Source organism: Streptomyces sp. NPDC012888 (genome assembly GCF_042900645.1).
Taxonomy (GTDB): domain Bacteria; phylum Actinomycetota; class Actinomycetes; order Streptomycetales; family Streptomycetaceae; genus Streptomyces.
In genome coordinates, this window is sequence record NZ_JBIBBM010000003.1 from 280,724 (window position 1) to 302,045 (window position 21,322).

The following is a 21,322-nucleotide window of genomic DNA, read 5'->3' on the forward strand; positions in this document are numbered from 1 at the left end:
TCCGGGCGGAGCGCCGGGCGCATGGCGGAGTCGGGGCGCACCATCCAGCCCGAGCGGCGTCTGAGCGGGCCCCGGCGGAGCCGCGGCCGCGCGGCCGGCGCTCCGCCCGAGCGCGGGGCCCAGTCGGCGGCGGGGCTCGAACCGCCGCCCGGAAGCCGGACCGCAGGGCGTCGCCGCGGCCCGGCAGGGCCCGCCGTGGGCGTCGCCCTGACCATACGGGTTTCCGCCTTGGGGTGGACGGCTGGCAAGATGGGGTGTATCTGCCCATCCATCGATCTGCCGGACGGTTTCTCTTGGCTGAGTTCATCTACACCATGCGCAAGACGCGCAAGGCGCACGGCGACAAGGTGATCCTCGATGACGTCACCCTGAACTTCCTGCCCGGAGCGAAGATCGGTGTCGTCGGCCCGAACGGCGCCGGCAAGTCCACCGTCCTGAAGATCATGGCCGGCATCGAGCAGCCCTCCAACGGCGACGCCTTCCTCTCGCCCGGCTACTCCGTCGGCATCCTCATGCAGGAGCCCAAGCTCGACGAGTCCAAGAACGTCCTGGAGAACGTCCAGGACGGCGTCGCCGAGATCAAGGGCAAGCTCGACCGGTTCAACGCGATCGCCGAGGAGATGGCGGTCAACTACACCGACGAGCTGATGGAGGAGATGGGCAAGCTCCAGGAGGACCTCGACCACGCCAACGCCTGGGACCTCGACGCCCAGCTGGAGCAGGCCATGGACGCGCTGGGCTGCCCGCCCGCCGACTGGCCGGTCACCACCCTCTCCGGTGGTGAGAAGCGCCGCGTGGCCCTCTGCCGCCTGCTGCTGGAGGCCCCCGACCTGCTGCTCCTCGACGAGCCCACCAACCACCTCGACGCCGAGTCCGTGAACTGGCTGGAGCAGCACCTGGCCCAGTACAAGGGCACCGTCGTGGCGATCACCCACGACCGGTACTTCCTCGACAACGTCGCCGAGTGGATCCTCGAGCTCGACCGCGGCCGCGCGATCCCCTACGAGGGCAACTACTCCACCTACCTCCAGAAGAAGTCCGAGCGCCTCAAGGTCGAGGGCAAGAAGGACGAGAAGCGCCAGAAGCGCCTCAAGGAGGAGCTGGAGTGGGTCCGCTCCAACGCCAAGGGCCGCCAGGCCAAGTCGAAGGCGCGTCTGGCCCGCTACGAGGAGATGGCCGCCGAGGCCGACAAGATGCGGAAGCTGGACTTCGAGGAGATCCAGATCCCGCCGGGCCCGCGCCTGGGCTCCATCGTCGTCGAGGTCAACAACCTCTCCAAGGCCTTCGGTGACAAGGTCCTCATCGACGACCTGTCCTTCACCCTGCCGCGCAACGGCATCGTCGGCGTCATCGGCCCGAACGGCGCCGGCAAGACCACGCTGTTCAAGATGATCCAGGGCCTGGAGACCCCGGACGCCGGCGACATCAAGGTCGGCGAGACCGTCAAGATCTCCTACGTCGACCAGACCCGCGCCAACATCGACCCCAAGAAGACCCTCTGGGCGGTCGTGTCGGACGAGCTGGACTACATCAACGTCGGCCAGGTCGAGATGCCGTCCCGCGCCTACGTCTCCGCGTTCGGCTTCAAGGGCCCGGACCAGCAGAAGCCGGCCGGCGTCCTCTCCGGTGGTGAGCGCAACCGCCTGAACCTGGCGCTCACCCTCAAGCAGGGCGGCAACCTGCTGCTCCTCGACGAGCCGACCAACGACCTCGACGTCGAGACCCTGTCCTCGCTCGAGAACGCGCTGCTCGAGTTCCCCGGCTGCGCCGTGGTCGTCTCCCACGACCGCTGGTTCCTCGACCGGGTCGCCACGCACATCCTGGCGTACGAGGGCGAGTCCAAGTGGTTCTGGTTCGAGGGCAACTTCGAGTCGTACGAGAAGAACAAGGTCGAGCGGCTCGGCCCGGACGCCACCCGTCCGCACCGCGCCACCTACAAGAAGCTCACGCGGGGCTGAGCGTGACCCGTCACATCTACCGGTGCCCCCTGCGCTGGTCGGACATGGACGCCTTCGGGCACGTCAACAACGTGGTCTTCCTCCGCTACCTGGAGGAAGCCCGGATCGACTTCATGTTCCGGCTGGCGCCGGGGAACGGCTCGCAGTCCTTCCAGGGCGGCTCGGTCGTCGCCCGCCACGAGATCGACTACAAGCGGCCGCTGGTGCACCGCCACGAGCCCGTCGTCATCGAGTCGTGGGTGACGAAGATAGGCGCGGCGTCACTGACCATCGCCTACGAGGTCAAGGACGCCGAAGGATCGGACACGGTCTACGTGCGCGCGTCCACCGTCGTCGTGCCGTTCGACCTGGAGTCGCAGCGCCCCCGCCGGATCTCCGACGAGGAGCGCTCCTTCCTCCAGGAGTACGTCGACGACTCGGCCCGCTCGGTGCCCGCCGCGTGACCGGGCAGCTCCGCTTCGCCGACGCCAGGGAGGCGGCGGACCTCGCCGCCTTCCTGGGCCGGCTGCTCCACTACGACCGCGCCGCCGCCGTCCGCCTCCAGGCGGGCGGCGGCGCGCTCGCCGTGTTCGGACGCCCGCCCTCCTTCGAGGTACTGGCCATCCGCACCGCCCGGCTCGCCGAGCCGGCCGAGCTCGACCTCACCGTCTCCGCCGGGCAGCTCCTGGAGTCCCTCGACGAGACCACCGGCACCGCCGCCGTACCCGCGGCCGTCACCGGCCCGCCCTGGGCCGGGGTGCTGCCGCCCCGCGGCGGCTGGGAGGAAGTGCCGGGACTGCCCCCCGCCGACGCCATACGCGCCGCGGTGGCGGCCGCCGTCGCCGAGTTCCGCGCCCGCGACGAGGCACTGCCCGCCGACCGCCGCACCCGGGCGGAACGCGACCGCATCGGCCGCGAGATCTGGTCCCGCACCCTGGCCGGCACCGAGCTCCCCCTGCGCGCGGTCCACGCCTCGCAGGCCCTCGGCTTCCTCCCGCCCGACCGGGCCGCCCGGCCCGGTGCCTCCGAGCCGGTGGCGCTGTTCACCGCCGGGAGCTGGCTGCGCCTGCGCACCCCGTACGGCTCCATCGCCACCCGCCGGCCCGGCGGCGGCCTGGGCGCCCTCCAGGTCCGCCCCCTCTAGAGGCCCCTTACGCCGGCCTAGCCGGGCGTGTTGATCATCGACGCGGCCGCGTACGTGAGGTACTTCCACAGCTGCGCCTCGTGCTCCGGCGCCAGCCCCAGCTCGTCCAGCGCCACCCGCATGTGCCGCAGCCACGCGTCGTGCGCCGCCGCGTCCACCCGGAACGGCGCGTGCCGCATCCGCAGCCGCGGGTGCCCCCGGTGGTTGCTGTACGTCGTCGGCCCGCCCCAGTACTGCATCAGGAACAGCGCGAACCGCTCCTCGGCCGGGCCGAGGTCCTCTTCCGGGTACATCGGACGCAGCAACGGGTCCTCGGCGACCCCCTGGTAGAAACGCCGGACCAGGCGGCGGAAGGTCTCCTCGCCGCCCACCTGCTCGTAGAAGGTCTGCTCCTGAAGCGTGCCCCGCGGAATCTCGTTCACCCGACCATCGTCTCAGACACCCGGACGGAGGACCCCGGTCCTACGACCCCGTTCGCCCCGGGCGGCCCCGCGCAGCACAGTGGAGGCATGGGCGCACACCAGGCGGTGCACCTCGTCGAACCGGAGAGCGCGCACGCGGCGCAGGTGCGGGAGCTCGTCGCGGCCGGCGTGCTCACCGATCCCGCGTGGCGGGATGCGTTCGCGGCCGTGCCGCGGCACCTCTTCGTCCCCTTCTTCTTCACCGGCCGGGGAGCCGGGCACGAGCGGCTGTGGTGCGAGGACCCCGACCCCGCCCGGCGCGCCCGCTGGCTGCGCGGCGTGTACGCGGACACCCCGCTCGCCACCCGGCTGCGCGACGGCGAGCTCGTCTCGTCCAGCAGCCAGCCCTCCCTCATGGCCAAGATGCTGCACGCCCTCGACGTCCGCGACGGCGACGACGTACTGGAGATCGGCGCCGGCACCGGATACAACGCGGCACTGCTCTGCCACCGCCTCGGCGACGGGCACGTGACCACCGTGGACCTCGACGAGGAGATCACCGAGTCGGCCCGCTCCCACCTCGCCCGGCTCGGCTACCACCCGACCGTGCTCACCGGCGACGGTGCCCGGGGCGCCGCGGCCCGCGCGCCCTTCGACCGGATCATCGTCACCTGCGCCCTCCCGCAGATCCCGCCCGCCTGGCTGGGGCAGTGCAGGCCGGGCGCCCGGATCCTGGCCCCGCTGTCGACCGGGCTGATCGCCCTGCGGGTCCGCGACGCCGACTTCGCCGAAGGCCGCTTCCTGCACACCTCCGCGTACTTCGTGCCGCTGCGCGGCGCGGAGGCCGCGCACCCGGAACCCACCGCCGGGGTGCCCTACGAGCTGCTGGAGAACGAGCGCTTCCAGTTCATGCTGGTGCTCACCGCCGGCGCGCTGCACCCGCGCGAGGCGCTGGACCTGTGGCGCCGCGAGGGCCGGCCGGCCCGGGAGCGGTTCGGGGTGACGGTCAGCGGCTCCGGGCAGTGGTGCTGGCTGGACGATCCCCAGGGGCCCTACGTGTGGCCCCTGGGGGAGGGCTGAGCCGGCCGCCGGTCAGCCGCGGCGGACCGTGATGGTGGTCCAGGCGCCCACGTGCACCCGGTCGCCGTCGGTCAGCGGAACCGGCACGTACGGCTGGATCGGCTCCTCGCCGCCGTTGATCGTGGTGCCGTTGGTGGAGTTCTGGTCCACCACCGCCCAGTTGCCGTCGGGCTGCTGCACCAGCACCGCGTGCTGGTGCGAGACGCCCGGGTCCTCCGGCGGCACCGACAGGTCGATGTCCGGGGACTCGCCGGTGGAGGCGCGGCGGCGGCCGATGGTGATCTGGCCGCCGGCCAGCGGGAGGTGCTGCTCCGGGGAGTAGGCGGGCATGTTGAGCCCGGCCGCCTCCGGGCCGCTGCGCTGCATCATCGCCATGAAGTAGGAGCGGTCCGGGCCGATGGTGGCGGTCCAGGGTCCGCCCGGCGCGGGGTAGCCCGCGTGCGACGGGTGCTGCTGCTGCCGCTGCGGCTGTTGCTGCTGCTGCTGGTGGTGGTGGGGCTGCTGGTGGTGGTGCGGTGCGGGCTGGTGGTGCACCGGCGGCGGTCCCTGGTGGTGCTGCTGCTGCGAGGGCGGCGGGAGCATCCAGTCGTCCCCGCCGGACAGCTGCTCGGCCGGCCGGTTGACCTGGGAGGGCCGCGAGCCCTGGAAGTCGAACGGGTCCTGGCCGAACGGGCCCGTGGCGGGCGGCGGCGGGCTGACCGGGTTCACGGGCGGGGGTCCGACCGGGTTCACCGGCGGCGGGGAGTACGAGCCGCCCGCGCCGGTGAGGAAGTTGTAGCGGCACTCCTCGCAGAAGGGAGCCATGGCCTCGCGCGGGGTGCGGCACTGAGGGCAGAGCTCGGCCTGCGCGGTGGCGTCGCCGCCGGCCGGGGGGAAACCGTATCCGTAGGAGGGCGCCGCGGGTGCGCCCGTGGGGGCGGCCATGCGGTGGCCGCAGACCTCGCACCAGTCGTCGGAAACCGATTGGTGCCCGTTCGGGCAGGTCGGCATGGCCCCGTCCCCCTTCTGCTCTGCTGTGCTTCAGCTCTTCTTGACTCGTACGGTCTGAGTGGAACGCGTCTCGAGGGTCATCTCGTCCGCGTCCGCGACCTTTGCCTTCAAGCGCACAGTACCCGCCGCTGCGTCCACGACGTCGACCACCTTCGCCAGCAGTTTCGCAGTGTCCTCGTTCCCCGACGTGACCGCCAGCTGCACCGCACGACCCAGCTTGGCGGTGGCCCCACCGATATCGCCCAGTTTGCGGGCTTGCAGGCCCTGCTGGATGACCTGTGCCAGCTCGGCCTGCCCGGTGTAGTGCGCCACCTGGGGGCTGATGGCGGTGGACGCGGCGAGATCGTCCGTCCACACCGCCCGGACCAGTCCTTGGGCGAGGACCGAGGCGGACCCGGATCCGGCCTGCCCCGGCACCGCCGCCGGCAGCGCCAGCGAGATCCGGGCGGCGAGCATCTCCTGTCCCACCGCGGCCGCGGGCACGCGGACGCACAGGTGGTACTCGCGGGACTCGTCCCCCCACGAGCCGGTCGGGTAGTCACCCGCCCTCGGACCGGCCGCGGTGCGCCGTCCGGTCAGGTCGAGGACGGCCGGGGCGACCTGCTTGACGAAGAGGATCTCCGCGCCGACCGGGGTCCACACGCGCAGGACGACGTCCGCCACCTCCTTGCCCATGGCGTTCTCCATCATCCGCGTGAAGTCCTCGGCGAGATGGGCCGGGTCGGCCACGATGTCCGCGGTGCCCAGCAGCGCGCCGGCGATCCCGGTGACCTCCGCGACCTCCCAGTCGGTGCCCACCCCGCGGGCGTCGCAGGTGAACCGGCCGGCGCAGGCGTCGAGGGTGGCGCGCAGCCGCTCCGGCTCCTCGTGCTCGTTGCGGCCGTCGGTGAGCAGGATGCCGTGCCGGATGGCTGCGGTGGTGTTGGAGAGCAGGCCGTCGGCCAGCCGCAGCCACGTCCCGATCGCGGTTCCCCCGCCGGAGGTCAGCCGGTGCAGCGCCTCCTTGGCCCGGGCGCGCGTGGTGGCGTCGGCGACCGCGAGCCGGCCCTGCCCGGGGTAGACCTCCCTGGCCTCGTGCGTGCCGGCGATCACCGCGAACGAGGTGCCGTCGCGGAGGGTGTCGATCGCGGCGGCGGTGGCCTGCCGGGCGCCCTGCATCTTGGTGGGCGGGTACTCCATGGAACCGGAGCAGTCGACCATGATGACCACGGCGGTGGAGCCGGCCACCCCGGCGAGCGCGGCCCGGGTGGCGGTGGCCCCGCCCGTCGAGGTGACGGTGACGATGGCGTGGACGTCCCGGCCGCCCACGGGGAGGAACTCGTTCTGGTACACCTCGGCGGTGAAGCGCGGGACGCTCGGCTTGGCGAAGTTCGCCACGGACGGTCTCCTTGCGGATCAGGCCTGTGGGGTGGCGGGCGGCGGCGTTCGGTCGGTCCCCGCTCCCGCCGCCGGGGAGCCGGCCGGCACGGAGAAGGGGACGACGGCCACCGTCACGTTGTCGTGTCCGCCGCCGTCCAGGGCGTGGCCGACCAGCACCTGGGCGCAGTGCAGCGGACGCCGGGCGGCGTCGGCCGGCAGCACCCCGGCCATGTCCCCGGCCGACTCGGCGTAGTTCCACAGCCCGTCCGTGCACACCACGACGACGCCGGGGTGGTCGGGCTTGAAGGTCTTGGTGTGGGGCTCCAGTTCGTACGCGTCGGCGCCGAGCCAGCCGGTGATGGCGTGGGCGCGCGCGTCGGCGTAGGCCTCGGCCTCGCCCATGAGGCCCGCCGCGACCATCTGCGCGGCCCAGGAGTCGTCCTCGGTGAGCCGGTGGGGGAGCGCGGCACGGTCGTCGGGCACCCAGTACGCCCGGCTGTCGCCCACCCAGCCGATGGTCAGCAGTCCGCCGCTGACGACCGCCCCGACCAGGGTGCAGGCGGGGGCGTTCTGCGCACCGGGGACCTCCGGGGCGAGGGCGTTGACGGCGTCGGCGGCGGCCAGGATCGCCCCGTGCATGGCCTCCTGGGGGTGCGTGCCGCGGGGGAGGGCGTCCAGCAGGGCCTCACTGGCGGCGGCCGCTGCGGCGGCCGAGGCGTCGTCGGGGCGGCTGGCGGAGGACACGCCGTCGCAGACGATGGCGACGGTGGCGGCGGAACCGTCGGGGAGGGCGGTGGCGGAGACGGCGAAGGAGTCCTCGTTGCGGTGGTGCCGCAGGCCGCGGTCGCTGACGGCGGCGACGCTGCCGAGCTCCACCTCCATGTGGTCGCGCTCGCGGGGCTGGGCGTGCCCGCAGTTCTCGCAGTACCCGTCGGTGTCCACGCGCCCGGCCCGGCAGGCCACGCACTCCTTGCCCGCGGAGCCCGCGGAGCCGGCGGACTGCGGCTGCGCGGCCGGGCACGGCTGGGCCGCCTGCGCGGGCTGCGCGTACGGCTCCGGCTCGGCGTGCGGCTCCGGCTGTTCCTGGGGGTCGGGCCGGTCGTGCGGGGCCTGGTGCGCGTGCGGGTCGGGCCGGGCGGGCTGCGGGTGGCCGTCCGCCGCGGAGGGGTCGTGCCCGGCGGGGGTGCCGCCGAAGCCGCCCCAGTCCTCGGCGTGGCCGCCGCGGGCGTGCTGCTCGGGCGCGCCGTGGCCGGCGGGCGCCGGGTACGGGCCGTCGGCGCCGTACCCGGCCCCCGGCGGCGGGCCGTCGTACCGGGCGGGGGCGGCCCCGTCCCAGGTCTGGGCCTGTCCGGTCCAGCCGCTCGCCCCGTCCACCAGGGTGGGTGCCGCCCCGGAGACGCTGCCCCAGCCCGGCGCCGCGGGGAGGCCCGGCTCCGCGGCCGGAGCCCCGTAGCCCGCCCCGGCCGGTCCGTACCCGGCCGGTACCGGGGGCGCCGGCGGAGGCGGCGGGGCCGCGGGCGCCGGGGGTGCCACGGGGGCGGGCGGGGCCACCGGCTCGGTGCGCGGCGGGGTCACGGCGAGGGTCGGCCGGTCCGGCGCCGGCGGCGGCGCGGCGGACAGGTCGTACCCGCAGAGCCCGCAGAAGCGGTCACCGTCCTCCAACGGTTCCGCGCAGCTGGGGCAGCCCGACGGCTGATGCATCCGCTCCATCACTCACACCCACGTCCGGGGACGGAAACGGTTTGCCCGTTCCACCATTTCGATTCGCTCCTCGCCCCGCTGCGCCAGCCGGGCCAGCACGCGGTAGGAGCGTTCCAGGCCCAAACGCAGCCCGCGCTCGTCCAGTTGACTGCCGAGCAGCGAGGCCGGGCCGGGGTCGGAACCCTGGCTACCCGACAGTACCCAGTCGAGGGCCGAGCCCAGAACTTCGGTCGAGAGCCGCTCGTGCCGTTCCGGGCCGATGCCGAACCTGTGCAGCGCCTCCACCTGCCGGGCTGCGGCCGCCAGATCGGGCAGCAGGGACTCCTGCGGGGACCGTTCGCGCAGACGTGCCCGTACGGCGGCCACCCGCGCGGCCGTGTAGTGGATGGAGGACTCCGGTACGGATTCCAGCGTGCCCACCGCGCCGGCCCGGTCGCCGGCCGCCAGCTGGACCCGGGCCAGGCCGAACGCGGCGCTCACGAACCCCGGATCGGTGCTCCAGACCAGCCGGTAGTACTCGGCGGCGTTGTCCAGCTGGCCCAGGACCTCGGCGCACAGCCCGAGCGCCAGCTTGGGCGCGGGCTCCCCGGGGAAGGCGTCGTAGACCGCGTCGAAGGACAGCGCGGCGAGCTCGTGGTCCCCGGTGGCCAGCGAGGCGATCCCGCGGGCCCACACCACCCGCCAGTCGTCCGGGTGCCGGACCTCCAGCTCGGCCAGTACCCGTGCGGCGGCCGCCGGTTCGCCCAGTTCCAGGCGGGCCCGCAGCTCCCGCAGCCGGAGTTCGGCGGAGTCGGCGGGGGCGGCCGCGAGCGCCCCGAGCAGGTCGGCGGGCGGGGAAACGAGCAGACCGGCGAGGAATCCGGCGTTGGGGTCGGCCGCGTCGACCAGCGGCACCGGCAGGGCCAGCGCGGTGTCCCGCGGGTCCAGCGCCGCCAGCAGCGGCACCGTACCGCCGGCGGCCCGCCCGTACGGAGCGCCCGCCGCGCCGGGGCCGCCGGGGACGGCCGGCGGTGCCGCGGGCCGCGGCGCGGGTACGTACGGCACGGCGGGGCCCGCCTGCTGCCCGGCGGCCGGGCCGCCGGCCACGTGCGTGGCGGAACTGCCCAGCTGGGGCACCCCACCCGGCGGTGTCGCGGCACCCACCGCCGGAGCCGCGGCGGCCACGGGCACGGCCACCGGAACGCCCGCTGGAGGAACGGCCGGAGGCGGCGGCGCCGCCGAGCCCGCCTCCGGGCCGGCCACCGCCGGCCCCGAACCCGTCGGCCCGGAGCCCACCAGTCCAGAAGCCACCGGCCCGGCGCCGCGGCCCCGCGCCGGCGGCCACGCCCGGCCCGGCCGCCCGGGCGCCGCCGGAGCGCCGCCCGGCCGGCCCGCGGCGCCGCCGAACCGGCCGCGCAGCGGCCCGCCCCGCCGGGCGGTGTCCCGCGCACCCAGCCGGGAGACCTCGCGGGACGGGTCCTCGGCGAACAGCCGGGTGTCCGGGACCCGCGGCTCCGGCCCGAACAGCGAGGACAGGTGCGGCCTCGGCCGGCCGCTCTGCAGCGCCACCACCTCGCGCAGCACCCCGGTCAGCTGGTCGGCCATCTCCTGCGCCGAGGCGAACCGCCGGCCCGGGTCCGGGTCGGTGGCCCGCACCAGCAGCCGGTAGAAGGACTCGTACCGCCGGAACACGTCGATGTGCTCGGGATCCGGAAGGCTGTCCACGAACACGTTCGTGTAGCCCTGGAAGTCGAACGTCAGCACGGCCAGGGTGCGCGCCACGGTGTACAGGTCGGACGCGACCGAAGGGCCCAGCTCGGCGACCTCCGGTGCCTGGTAGCCGACCGTGCCGTAGATGGCGGACTCGTCGTCGTCCATCCGCCGCACCGCGCCCATGTCTATGAGCTTGAGCTGGTCGGCCTGCTGGATCGCGTTGTCCACCTTGAAGTCGCAGTAGAGCAGGTTGCGGCTGTGCAGGTGGCCCAGCGCCTCCAGCGCCTCGATGCCGTAGGCGCAGGCCTGTTCCACCGGCAGCGGGTCGCGGCGGCCGTCCGGCCGGCGCCGCTCGTTTGCGATCTCCTTGAGGGACTTGCCGCCCACGTACTCCATGACGATGTACCCGTCGAGCGAGCCCGTGCGCTGGTCCAGGTGTTCCACGAAGTTGTAGATGCGGACGATGTTGGAGTGCTCGATCTCGGCGAGGAAGCGGCGTTCCGATATCGCCGCCTCCATCGCGTCCTGGTCCCCGGTGTCCAGCAGGCCCTTGAGCACCACCCACCGGTCGGACACCGCCCGGTCCACCGCCAGGTAGATCCAGCCCAGGCCGCCGTGCGCCAGGCAGCCGGCCACCTCGTACTGGCCGCGGACCACGTCACCGGGGCGCAGCTTCGGCACGAACGAGTAGGGGTGACCGCACTTGGTGCAGAACCCCTCGGTGCGGCCCGGCCGGTCGCCGCGGGAACGGCCCACCGGCGCCCCGCAGGCGGAACGCGAACAGAACCGCTTCCGCTCGGGGACCTCCGGGTTCCGCAGCACGGCCGTCGACGGGTCCGGCCGCGGCACCTCCGGCACCGTCACGAGCCCGGCTCCCAGCCGGTGCCGCCCGGAGGACTTGGACGCCGAACCCGAACTGCGCACCGACACCGAGCGGGTGGACACCGATCCGGCCCCGGACAGCGCGCGCGACAGCCGCCCCGACACCGAACGCCGGGACGACGACGAGCGCGAGGACCGCGCCGAACGGGCCGAGGCCGAGGCCGAAGCCGGACCGGACCGCCCCGAGGGCTCCGACCCGGGCGGGCGCGCCGCACTCGTCATCCCGGTCGGCGGCGACACCAGCTCCGAGGCCGCCACCTCCGGTGCCATCCCGCAGGTGTCGCAGTACAGCTCACCGCCGCCCACGTCCTCGTACGCCCCCGGGCACCCGGGGCGCCGGCAGCCGGTCCCGGCCAGGCTCATCGCTCGTCCCTTCCCGGCGCCAGCGACTCGGCCGCCGCCTGCTGGTAGCGCAGCACCGCCTGTTCGGCGGCCCGCAGGTCGCAGGGCGCGCTCCACAGCATCCGCCGGGCCGCGTCGTACCGCTCGGCGAGCACCGGGTCCTCCGCCATCCCGTGCCGGGTCACCTTCGCCCGGTACGCGTCCAGCCGGCCCCGCAGCTCCGCCCGCACCGCCAGCGGAGCCGTCACCGCGGTCAACGACTCGCGGGCCCGGCGGAGTTCCTCCTCGGCCCGCTCCTCCAGCGACTCCAGCAGCGGGGACAGCCGGTGCCACTGGCCGTGCCTCCGGTAGTCGGCCGCCGCCGCCAGCTGCTCCTGCAGGGCGGTCGGCGGGCCGCTCACCGCGGGCACCTCCGAGGCCGCGATCTTCGCCAGCACCTCGCCGCGCGCGTTCCGCGCCTCCGCCAGCGTCCGGTCCGCCCGCGACAGTACGTCCCGCAGCGCCACCAGCCGCTGCTCGGCGTCCTGCCGGACCGCCAGCACCGCCTCCACCTCGCGCCGTACGTCCTCCAGGGCGCGGGCCGCCCGGTCGTACCGCCCGGTGTCCGGACGGCCGCCGCCCGGCGCCGAACTGCCCGCCGCAGGCACCCAGAAGGCCAGCGGATCCTCGATCACCTGGGCGCGCAGGGCCGCCAGCTCGGCAGTGATCTCCTCCAGGTCGTCGCCCGCCGGGTGCGCGCCGGGACGGACCCCCACCGAGTGCGCCAGGGAACGCGTGCGGTGCAGTTCGGCGGCGAGCAGGTCGATCCGGGCGGGCAGCGCCGACCACACGGCGTCCGCGGCCACCACCACGTCCAGCGAACTCGCGTACAGCTCGTTCATCCGCGCCACCAGCTCCCCGAGGGAGAGCCGCTCGGCCAGCCGGTCACCCTCCACGGCCCCGCCCGCGATGACCACGCCCGGCCCGCGCAGCCGGTCGGTGAGCTCGGCCAGCTCCTCCCGGCCGGGCCAGCGCCGCCGCTCGCGGATCTCCCGTGCCGCCGACAGCGCCCCGCTGTACGCGTCGAAGTACCGCCACAGCCGGGTGATCGCCGCGTCCGCCGCGGCCCACCGCTCCTTGGTCACCCCGGCCAGTCCGGCGCCCTCCAGGAGCCGCCGGCCGGCATGGTCCTGGAGCGCCAGCAGCGAGCTCTCCACCGCCTCGTGCTCGGCGCCCAGCCGGGCCAGCAGACGGTCGACCTCGTCGCGGTCCATCACTGCCTCCGTTCCGGCCATGCCGCTCAGTCCCGGTACTTCGGCGCGGGCGCGGTGGCCCCGGCCCCGCGCAGGTCGGCGTTCAGGTGACGGTTGTAGGAAGCCGTCCACGCGCTGGAGCCGCCCCCGGCACGGTAGCCCTCCAGCACCTTGTTCACCCGCCGCACCAGATCCGTCGCCTCCTTGTTCATCGCCACCCCGTAGTACTCCCGGGTGAAGGGGGTGCCCACCAGCATCACCGACGGGTCCTGGGCGGCCTGGCCGGCCGCGAGCGCGTTGTCCGTCACGATCCCGTCGACCTGCCCCAGCTGCAGCCGCACCAGGCAGTCGAGCTGGTTGGGCACGCTCACCGGCACCGAGCCGTACGACTGCTTCACCAGCGCGGCCTCCGCGGTCGACCCGGCGGCCGTGCAGATCCGCCGGCCCTTCAGCGAGGTGTCGTACCCCGTGATCGACGTGTTACGCGGGGCCAGGACCTGCTGGCCGGCCTCGAAGTAGGCGGTGGAGAACGCCACTTCCTCAAGCCGTTCGCAGTTGATGGTCATCGTGCGCACCACGATGTCGACCCGGCCCTCCTTCAGCGCGGGTATCCGCTCGCTGGTCGGGATGGCCCGGTAGATGACCGCGTCGGGATCGCCCAGGACGTCCTGCGCGATCGCCCGCACGAGGTCGATGTCGAACCCGGTCAACTGGCCCGTGGCCGGGTCCCGGTAGCCCCAGCGGTAACTGTTCTGGTCCACCCCCGCGACCAGCTTCCCCGCCGCCTTGATCCGCTGGATGGCGGCCCCGTCCGCGCCGTTCGGACGCAGGCTGGCCTCCGGGTCCGGGCAGGTGTCCGCTCCCGGCAGCGCGGGGGCCACGGCCGGCGCCTCCTGCACCGCGTGCTGCGCCGGGCGGCCGCCGGGCGCGCCCGTGCCGTGCGCCAGCGGCAGCAGCACCGCCACCGCCGTCAACGCGCAGGCGCCCGCCATCGCGGTCACCCCGCCCCAGCCGCGCAGCCGGCTCCGCCGACGCTCCGGCACCCGGCCCCCGTCACCGTTGCCGCTGCCGCTGCCGCTCTCGTGCCGTCTCATGCGCATCCGCATCTCACCTGTACTCCGAAAGCCGGCGCCCGATCCCGAGCAGCGCCGCAGCCGCCCCGGCCACCGCGAGCACCACCGCCCCCGCCGCGAGCCCGCCGAGCGCTCGCAGGCCCCCGCGGGCCGCCTCGGTGAACTCCCGCTGCTCCTGGGCCACCGCCCGCTCCAGGGTGGCGTCCACGGCGTCGAACGAAGCCCCGCTGCTGGTCTTGTCCCAGGACACCCTGTTCCTGTCGGTACCGCCTATCACCTGGGGCAGGGCCAGTTCGTAGTCGCCCTTCAGATCGGTCGCGCGTGCCGCCGCGTGCCGCTGCTTCCACTGCCGGGTGTCCACCACGGCCTGCTCGACCGGCGCCCGCCCGGCGCCGTCGTCGGCCAGCCGCAGCGCCTCCGCCAGACCCGACTCCAGGTCCTTCATGTTCCGGGCGTAGTCCACGTCGTACTTGTCCGACTTCTTGTCCTCGGCCAGTACCGCGCCCCGTGAGATCAGGGTGAGGTTCTCGTTGGCCCGGGCCTGGAGGGAGGCGATCCGGGCGTCGTTGAGCACCTTCAGCGACTCCTGGCCGTGCGCCCGAGCCTCGTCCAGCCCGGAACGGGCCAGGGTGTGCCCGACGGCCAGCCACAGCACCGCCACCGTGGTGGCCGCCGTGGCAGCGACCAGCCCCCGGTTGAACACCCGGTTCGTCCGCAGGTAGTTCCGCCGCTGCGCCCACACCAGGGCCGTGACCGCCACCGCCCCGGTGCCCACCGAGGCCAGCGGCCAGGACCGGGCCGCGTCGTGGTCCGCGTACAGCCTGCGGGTCTCCGCCTCGTACAGCCGCTGGGCGGCCGGCAGCAGCTGGGTGCTCATCTGCTCGTTGGCGTACCGCAGGTAGGCGCCGCCCAGCGGCAGCCCCTGCCGGTTGGTGGCCCGCGCCTGTTCGATCAGCCCCGTGTACCGCGGGAGCTGCTCGCCGAGCAGGGCGATCTCGCGCCGCGAGTCGGCGTTGCCCCCGCTGGTCGCGGCCGCCTCGACCAGCAGCCGGGACGCGTTGGCGATGTCCTTCTCGTACCGCTCGCGGACCGTCCGCGGCTCCTGGCCGCCGGCCAGGAACCCGCCCGCCGACGTGGTGTCGGCGTCGGCGAGGGAACGGTAGATGCTGGCCGCGTCGGCGCTCAGCGGCTGGCTGCGGTGCACCACGTCACCGGCGGCACCGGACCGGTCGGCGACCTGCCAGGCCGTCACCGCGCCGAAGGCCACCACCAGCGCGGCCAGCACCGCCCCGATGATCCGCAACCGCCCCGGCTCGGTGACGGCGGCCGCGCGCAGCCGCTCGACCCCCTCCGACCACGCGCTGCGCGGCCGCGGCGGAGGAGCGGCGGTGCCGGACCCCGGCGCGGGCGCGCTCGTGCTGATGACCACCGTGACCTCCCCCTCGGTCGGGACTGCTTCGGAGCAGTATGGCCCCAGCGCCGGGCCGTCACAGCACCCGGTGCGCGGTCTTCAGCGATGTGTCTCCCGGGCCGCCCGCTCCACCCCTTCACCGTCAATACGCGCCGGCCACCTCCCCGGTTCCCCGCCGCGCCACCGAACCCGCCGATTCACCCGCATCGGTGGAGAAGCAGGCACGGAGTTTGACATAAGACCCGTCCGGGCAGCCCAGTTCGTCCAGCCCCAACAGGGCGGCGCCCAGCACCGGCGGGGCCGTGACCACCGACACCCGCGCCCCCGGCGCCCGCACCGCCAGGCCCGCCACCACCCGGTCGTGCAGCTGCGCGTGACGGGCCGCCAGCACGCTCCCGCCCAGCACCACGGGCACCTCGGCCGTCAGCAGCCCCAGCCGTTCCAGCGCCACCGACGCCATCGCCACGACCTCGTCGGCCTGCCGGTGCACCAGCGAGAGGGCCACCGGGTCCCCGGCCGCCGCCACCGCGAACAGCACCGGCACCAGCTCGTGCACCCGGACCTCCGGCACCGCCCCCAGGTGCAGGGCCTCGATCAGCGCCGCCATCGACTCCAGCCCGAAGTGCCCCGGCAGCGCCCCGGCCAGCGCGGTGGGCCCGCCCCGCCCGTCCGCCGCCCGGGCCGCGTGCCACAGGGCCTCCCCGGCCAGGCCGCCCCCGCCGCCCCAGTCCCCGGAGATCCGCCCCAGTGCGGGGAAGCGGGCCGTCCGCCCGTCCGGCAGCATCCCGACGCAGTTGATGCCGGCCCCGCACACCACCGCCACCCCCCGCGGGGCGTGACCCGTCGGCAGCCCCGCCCGCAGTACCGCGAACGTGTCGTTCCGCACGGTCGTGGCGGCCCCCCAGCCCCGCTCCCGCAGGGCCTTTGTCAGGGCCTCCTCCTCCACCGGCAGGTCGGCGTTGGCCAGACACGCCGACACCAGCGCGGCGTACGGCCGCCCGCCCGGGCCCGCCCCCGCCGCCGCGGCCGCCCGCTCCACCGCCTCGGCCAGCACGTCCACGGCCGGCGCCGGGTCCGTCCGCTGCGGCCGGAACCCGCCCGACCGGCCGGCGCCGAGCACCGCGCCGTCCGCACCCACCAGAACCGCGTCCGTCTTGCTGTTGCCCGCGTCCACGGCGAGCACGGCGGCCAGGGGTTCCGGGCCCCGGCCCCGTCCCCGGTCCCGCGCCCGCCCCGGCACCGTCAGGCCCACGCCAGGTGCTCCTTGTTGTGCGCCAGCAGCCGGTCGGTCAGGCCTTCGGCCAGGTCGAACTGCCCGACCAGCGGATGGGCCAGCAGGGCCCGGAAGACCCGCTCCCGCCCGCCGCGCAGCGCCGCGTCCAGCGCCAGCTCCTCGTACGCCGTCACCCCCGCGACCAGCCCCGCGTACAGCGGGTCCAGCCGGGGCACGGGCAGCGGAACCGGCCCGTCGCCGCCGACCCGCGCCTGCACCTCGACGACCGCGTCGTCGGGGAGGAACGGCAACGTGCCGTCGTTGCGGGTGTTGACGACCTGCACCGGGGAACCGCAGCCGCCCAGCAGGGCCGCCGCCAGGTCCACGGCTGCCTCCGAGTAGAAGGCCCCGCCGCGCTTGGCCAGCAGTTCCGGTTTCCGGTCCAGGGCCGGGTCCCGGTACATGCGCAGCAGTTCCGCCTCCATCGCGGCGACCTCGGCGGCCCGGGACGGCTTCCCGCCCAGCTCCCGCACCACCTCGTCGTGCGCGTAGAAGTACCGCAGGTAGTAGGAGGGCACCACGCCCAGCCGGTCCAGCACCGCCCGCGGCAGCCGCAGGTCCGCGGCGATCGCCTCCGCGTGGCCGGCCAGCAGCCCCGGCAGCAGGTCGGGCCCGTCCGGGCCGCCCCGCCGCACGCCCAGCTCCCACGTCAGGTGGTTCAGCCCGACGTGGTCCAGGTGGACTTCGGCCGGCGCCAGGTCCAGCAGCGCCGCGAACTTCCGCTGGAGGCCGATCGCCACGTTGCACAGGCCCACCGCCCGGTGGCCGGCCGCCAGCAGCGCCCGGGTCACGATCCCCACCGGGTTGGTGAAGTCGATGATCCACGCGTCCGGGCTGGCGAGCCGGACCCGCTCCGCGATGTCCAGCACCACCGGGACCGTGCGCAGCGCCTTGGCGAGCCCGCCGGCACCGGTGGTCTCCTGTCCCACGCAACCGCACTCCAGCGGCCAGGTCTCGTCCTGCTGCCGGGCCGCCTGGCCGCCCACCCGCAGCTGGAGCAGTACGGCGGCGGCCCCGGCGACGCCGGCGTCCAGGTCGGAGGTGGTCGTGACGGTGCCCGGGTGGCCCTGCCGGGCGAAGATCCGCCGGGCCAGGGCGCCGACCGGCTCCAGCCGTTCGGCGGACGGGTCGACGAGGACGAGCTCGCTGACGGGCAGGGTGTCGCGCAGTCGCGCGAAACCGTCGACGAGCTCGGGGGTGTAGGTGGATCCACCGCCCACCACTGCGAGTTTCACGGGCTCGGAGCCTTTCGGTCGGGGTCCGGCGAAGGAACGGCGCACGACGGCACGTGCGGGGAAGGGCGGTTCAGCGGCGGCCCCGCTGGGCCGGGCGGGCGGACCGCGAGGTGTCGAACACCTCCTCGCGGACCGCCGCGAGGGCACTCTCCAGGGCACCGCGCAGTACCGGCCGGTCCCGTACCGCACCCGCGACCAGGCGGGGCGAGGACGGCGCGAGCTCGGCGAGTTCGGCCTCGACCAGCTCCCGCAGCGGCTCCCCGCCCGCTGCCGTCACCGCCCCGCAGAGCACGACGACCTCCGGGTCGAGTACGGCGACCAGCGCGGCGAGTCCGGTGGCCAGGGCGGTCGCGTAGCGGTGCAGCAGAACCAGGTGCGGCCCCTCGGGCCGGGCGGCGGCCGCGGCGAGCAGCGCGACCGCGGCGGCGGAGGCTTCCGTTCCGGCGGCGGGGGCGGCGGTGATCCCCAGCTCCGCCGCCAGCGCGGGCACCGCCTGCGCGCCGGCCAGCTGCTGGTAGCCGCCCGAGCCGAGCCGCCGCACGCCGCGGACCGGCGGTCCGCCCGGCACGGGCAGGAAGCCCACCTCGCCGGCCCCGCCGGTCCAGCCGCGGTGCAGCCGCCCGCCGAGCACGAGCGCGGCGCCGAGGCCCTCCTCGTTCCACAGCAGGACGAAGTCCTCGTGCCCGCGGGCCGCGCCCAGGCGCCGCTCGGCGACGGCGACGAGGTTGACGTCGTTCTCGTAACGGACGGGTGCCGGGAGCACGGCCGCGAGCTCGTCCAGCAGGGCGGGGGAGTGCCAGCCGGGCAGGTGGTCGGCGTAGCGGAGCAGGCCGGTCCGCGGGTCGAAGGCGCCCGGGGTGGCGACGACGGTCCGGCGGACGTCGGCGCGGCCGAGGCCCGCCCGGGCCAGGGCGCGGTCGAGGGTGCGGGCGACCTGCTCGGCGACCGCCCCGCCACCGGACCCACGGGACCCACCGGTCCCGCCGCCGGCCCCACCGGACCCGTCGGCCGCCGTCTCGTGGGTCCCGACGACCGTGCCGGTGATGTCGGCGACCGCGGCCCGGATCCCGCCCGGCGTGACGTCCAGTCCCGCGACGTACCCGGCAGCGGGATCCAGGCCGTACAGCTGGGCGCCGGGGCCCGGGCCGCCGCCCGACGTGCCGGTCACCCGGACCAGGCCCGCGGCCTCCAGCCGGGCCAGCAGCTGGGAGGAGGTGGGCTTGGAAAGGCCCGTCATCCGGCCGATCGCCGCCCGGGACAGCGGCCCGTGCTCCAGCAGCAGCTCCAGGGCGGCGCGGTCGTTGATGGCGCGCAGCAGACCCGGCGTGCCGGGCGCACCGGGCGTTCCCGGCGTTCCGTGAGCGGGGCTCGGTCCGGGCACGGCGGCGTTCCCTTCCGTCGGCGACCGACAGTTAGGTTTCCTGTCTGTTCAGGTTCGGCCCCGCGCGCCGCCGTGTCAACGGCCGTGCACCCGTCCGGCCGTGCACCCGTCCGGCCGTGCGCGCGTACGACGGTGCCCCGCGGACCGTGGGTCCGCGGGGCACCGGGCCGAAAGGGGGGCCGGCCCTACTGCTTGGTCATCCGGACGGGCTGCGCCGGCGGGATCGGAGCCGTGGCGAGCGACTGCGGCGAGGCCGGGTTGGCCAGCGCGGAGGGCGGGGCCACCGCGGCCGCCGGGTCCGCGGCCGGGCCGGCGTCCTCGTCGTCGGCCGGCAGCCCGCCGACGATGCGGATGCCCGCCGCGTCGAAGGCCTCCTTGATCCGCCAGCGCAGCTCGCGCTGCACCGCGAACTGCTTGCCCGGCATGGTCTTGGCGGAGACGCTGACGGTCATCGAGGCGAGCAGCACCTCGCTCAGGCCCAGGATCTCCACCGGACCCCACAGGTGCTCGTCCCAGGGGTCCTCCTTCGCCATGGTGTCGGCGACGCCCTGGATGATCTCCTTGATCCGCTTCAGGTCCTCGGTCGGCCGGACCTGGACGTCGACCATGGCGGTGGCCCAGCCCTGACTGAGGTTGCCGATCCGCTTGATCTCGCCGTTGCGGACGTACCAGATCTCGCCGTTGTCCCCGCGCAGCTTGGTCACCCGCAGGCCGACCTCGATGACCTCGCCCGAGGCCACCCCCGCGTCGATCTTGTCACCGACGCCGTACTGGTCCTCCATGATCATGAAGACGCCGGACAGGAAGTCCGTGACCAGGTTCCGCGCGCCGAAACCGATCGCCACGCCGGCCACACCCGCGCTGGCCAGCAGCGGAGCCAGGTCGATCTTCAGGGCGGCCAGGACCATCAGGGCCGCCGTGCCGAGGATCACGAACGAGGCCACGGAGCGGAGCACCGAGCCGATCGCCTCCGACCGCTGGCGGCGCCGCTCCGCGTTGACCAGCAGACCGCCCAGGGCGGTGCCCTCCACGGCCTCGGCGCTGCTGTTCATGCGGTTTATCAGCTTGGTCAGCGCCTTGCGGACCACCGAACGGATCACTCCCGCGATCACGATGATCAGCAGGATCTTCAGGCCGACGGCCAGCCAGTCGGCCCAGTTCTCCTCTATGAAGCTCGCGGCGTTGGTGACGCTCTCCTGGGCCTCCTTGACCGAGGTGGGCGCGTCCGGAACGTCGGCTGCCAGCGGGAACAGGGTGGCGGCGGGCCAGGGCACGACGGGAACCTCCAGGTGTAGCGGCCTGCCCGGGGACGGTCGGACGGGCAGACCATCCACACTAACGGGGCCAAGGAACCGGCCCGCTGCCATGTTCGAGGGAGAGACGAGGCTCACCCGGGGATGAAGGGGGTGTGGTCGAAAACACCTCCGACCCGTTACGGGCGCGTGGTGGCGCATCGACCAGCCGTGAGGAGAGACTGAGAGCAGATCGTCCCGGCGCGAGCCACGCGCCGCCGGCGTACAAGGAGGCATCCGCGTGCCACACGTCCTGGTCCTCAACGCGTCGTACGAGCCCCTCGGCGTCGTACCGCTCCGCCGCGCGCTCGTCCTCGTCCTGGAGAACAAGGCCGTCTCCCTGGAGGAATCCGGCGCCTTCATGCACAGCGCGACCCGGGCCGTCCCCGCTCCCAGCGTGGTCCGGCTCAAGCGTTTCGTGCGGGTCCCCTACCGGGGGCCCGTTCCTCTCACCCGCCGCGCGCTGTTCGCCCGGGACGGCGGCCGCTGCATGTACTGCGGCGGCGTCGCGACCAGCGTCGACCACGTCATTCCGCGCAGCCGCGGCGGGCAGCACGTCTGGGACAACGTCGTCGCCGCGTGCCGCCGCTGCAACCACGTCAAGGCCGACCGGCACCTGGTCGACCTCGGCTGGCGCCTGCGGCACCAGCCGGCTCCGCCGTCGGGCCTGGCCTGGCGGATCATCGGCACCGGGCACCGGGATCCGCGCTGGATGCCGTACCTGCAGCCGTACGGGGCGGACGACGCGCTGGACCGCATCGGCGCCGCCAGCTGACCCGCCACGGAGGCACGCGCGCCCCCGTCCCGCACCCCGCTCCTCGATCGCCGGAGGGGCTGGTGGTGCGGGCCGGTGGCGGTCTGTGCGGGTACGGCGCCGCCGGGGCGCGCGGCCCGGGC

The 21,322-nt window shown here is 74.9% G+C and carries 17 protein-coding genes; 5 read left to right on the top strand and 12 right to left on the bottom strand.

Going from position 1 to position 21,322, the window contains the following annotated elements; translation table 11 throughout:
* Positions 1 to 293 precede the first annotated feature (293 nt).
* Genes ettA through ACFY61_RS06165 form a run of 3 tightly spaced genes read left to right on the top strand, consistent with a single transcriptional unit; the run spans position 294 to position 3,081 of the window.
* Entirely contained in the window at positions 294 to 1,958 is a 1,665-nt protein-coding gene (gene ettA, locus ACFY61_RS06155; RefSeq protein ID WP_389467581.1) for an energy-dependent translational throttle protein EttA, read from the top strand.
* A gap of 2 nt (positions 1,959 to 1,960) precedes the next feature.
* Positions 1,961 to 2,401: an acyl-CoA thioesterase gene (locus ACFY61_RS06160; protein ID WP_389467584.1), complete on the top strand. Its 441-nt coding sequence runs from the start codon at positions 1,961 to 1,963 to the stop codon at positions 2,399 to 2,401.
* Positions 2,398 to 3,081 (top strand): hypothetical protein, encoded by a 684-nt coding sequence (locus ACFY61_RS06165; RefSeq protein WP_389467587.1) that lies wholly within the window; start codon positions 2,398 to 2,400, stop codon positions 3,079 to 3,081. The genes ACFY61_RS06160 and ACFY61_RS06165 overlap by 4 nt, the downstream gene beginning before the upstream one ends.
* Before the next feature lie 17 nt (positions 3,082 to 3,098).
* Here ACFY61_RS06165 and ACFY61_RS06170 read toward each other — a convergent pair whose 3' ends face one another.
* Positions 3,099 to 3,503, bottom strand: a complete 405-nt coding sequence (locus ACFY61_RS06170) for a globin (RefSeq protein WP_389467588.1) — start codon at positions 3,501 to 3,503, stop codon at positions 3,099 to 3,101.
* A gap of 87 nt (positions 3,504 to 3,590) precedes the next feature.
* Here ACFY61_RS06170 and ACFY61_RS06175 point away from each other — a divergent pair, with 87 nt between their 5' ends.
* A complete protein-coding gene (locus ACFY61_RS06175) occupies positions 3,591 to 4,562 on the top strand; it encodes a methyltransferase domain-containing protein (RefSeq protein ID WP_389467591.1) in 972 nt (323 codons plus the stop codon).
* A gap of 12 nt (positions 4,563 to 4,574) precedes the next feature.
* Here the strand turns inward: ACFY61_RS06175 and ACFY61_RS06180 are convergent, their stop codons facing one another.
* The 11 genes from ACFY61_RS06180 to ACFY61_RS06230 form a co-directional block, all read right to left on the bottom strand.
* Positions 4,575 to 5,552: an FHA domain-containing protein gene (locus tag ACFY61_RS06180; RefSeq protein ID WP_389467593.1), complete on the bottom strand. Its 978-nt coding sequence runs from the start codon at positions 5,550 to 5,552 to the stop codon at positions 4,575 to 4,577.
* A 30-nt stretch (positions 5,553 to 5,582) separates the two neighbouring features.
* The gene (locus ACFY61_RS06185; RefSeq protein ID WP_389467595.1) at positions 5,583 to 6,929 is read right to left on the bottom strand and encodes a VWA domain-containing protein; all 1,347 of its coding nucleotides are present in this window, start codon (positions 6,927 to 6,929) and stop codon (positions 5,583 to 5,585) included.
* Positions 6,930 to 6,947: 18 nt separating this feature from the next.
* On the bottom strand, positions 6,948 to 8,612 hold the full coding sequence (locus ACFY61_RS06190; RefSeq protein WP_389467597.1) for a protein phosphatase 2C domain-containing protein: 1,665 nt from the start codon (positions 8,610 to 8,612) through the stop codon (positions 6,948 to 6,950).
* Between the two features lie 12 nt (positions 8,613 to 8,624).
* A complete protein-coding gene (locus tag ACFY61_RS06195) occupies positions 8,625 to 11,549 on the bottom strand; it encodes a tetratricopeptide repeat protein (protein ID WP_389467599.1) in 2,925 nt (974 codons plus the stop codon).
* Positions 11,546 to 12,781: a hypothetical protein gene (locus ACFY61_RS06200; protein WP_389467602.1), complete on the bottom strand. Its 1,236-nt coding sequence runs from the start codon at positions 12,779 to 12,781 to the stop codon at positions 11,546 to 11,548. The genes ACFY61_RS06195 and ACFY61_RS06200 overlap by 4 nt, the downstream gene beginning before the upstream one ends.
* A gap of 26 nt (positions 12,782 to 12,807) precedes the next feature.
* Complete coding sequence (locus ACFY61_RS06205) at positions 12,808 to 13,752, bottom strand: glutamate ABC transporter substrate-binding protein (RefSeq protein ID WP_389468175.1); 945 nt, start codon at positions 13,750 to 13,752, stop codon at positions 12,808 to 12,810.
* Positions 13,753 to 13,867: 115 nt separating this feature from the next.
* Complete coding sequence (locus ACFY61_RS06210) at positions 13,868 to 15,262, bottom strand: hypothetical protein (protein WP_389467605.1); 1,395 nt, start codon at positions 15,260 to 15,262, stop codon at positions 13,868 to 13,870.
* A gap of 124 nt (positions 15,263 to 15,386) precedes the next feature.
* Complete coding sequence (locus tag ACFY61_RS06215) at positions 15,387 to 16,490, bottom strand: N-acetylglucosamine kinase (RefSeq protein WP_389468178.1); 1,104 nt, start codon at positions 16,488 to 16,490, stop codon at positions 15,387 to 15,389.
* A complete protein-coding gene (locus ACFY61_RS06220) occupies positions 16,487 to 17,752 on the bottom strand; it encodes a 6-phospho-beta-glucosidase (protein ID WP_389467608.1) in 1,266 nt (421 codons plus the stop codon). Before ACFY61_RS06220 ends, ACFY61_RS06215 begins: the two co-directional genes overlap by 4 nt.
* Before the next feature lie 70 nt (positions 17,753 to 17,822).
* Complete coding sequence (locus ACFY61_RS06225) at positions 17,823 to 19,133, bottom strand: ROK family protein (protein WP_389467610.1); 1,311 nt, start codon at positions 19,131 to 19,133, stop codon at positions 17,823 to 17,825.
* A gap of 185 nt (positions 19,134 to 19,318) precedes the next feature.
* On the bottom strand, positions 19,319 to 20,407 hold the full coding sequence (locus ACFY61_RS06230; RefSeq protein ID WP_389467613.1) for a mechanosensitive ion channel family protein: 1,089 nt from the start codon (positions 20,405 to 20,407) through the stop codon (positions 19,319 to 19,321).
* A gap of 259 nt (positions 20,408 to 20,666) precedes the next feature.
* Between ACFY61_RS06230 and ACFY61_RS06235 the strand changes: the two genes are divergently transcribed.
* Entirely contained in the window at positions 20,667 to 21,200 is a 534-nt protein-coding gene (locus ACFY61_RS06235; RefSeq protein WP_389467616.1) for an HNH endonuclease, read from the top strand.
* The last annotated feature ends 122 nt before the right edge of the window (positions 21,201 to 21,322 follow it).

What these genes read in the sequence shown, in the direction of transcription:
- ACFY61_RS06175 (WP_389467591.1), top strand. Translation starts at nt 3,591, where the DNA reads ATGGGCGCACACCAGGCGGTGCACCTCGTCGAACCGGAGAGCGCGCAC.
- ACFY61_RS06200 (WP_389467602.1), bottom strand. Translation starts at nt 12,781, where the DNA reads ATGGACCGCGACGAGGTCGACCGTCTGCTGGCCCGGCTGGGCGCCGAG.
- ACFY61_RS06195 (WP_389467599.1), bottom strand. Translation starts at nt 11,549, where the DNA reads ATGAGCCTGGCCGGGACCGGCTGCCGGCGCCCCGGGTGCCCGGGGGCG.
- ACFY61_RS06180 (WP_389467593.1), bottom strand. Translation starts at nt 5,552, where the DNA reads ATGCCGACCTGCCCGAACGGGCACCAATCGGTTTCCGACGACTGGTGC.
- ACFY61_RS06190 (WP_389467597.1), bottom strand. Translation starts at nt 8,612, where the DNA reads ATGCATCAGCCGTCGGGCTGCCCCAGCTGCGCGGAACCGTTGGAGGAC.
- ACFY61_RS06205 (WP_389468175.1), bottom strand. Translation starts at nt 13,752, where the DNA reads ATGGCGGGCGCCTGCGCGTTGACGGCGGTGGCGGTGCTGCTGCCGCTG.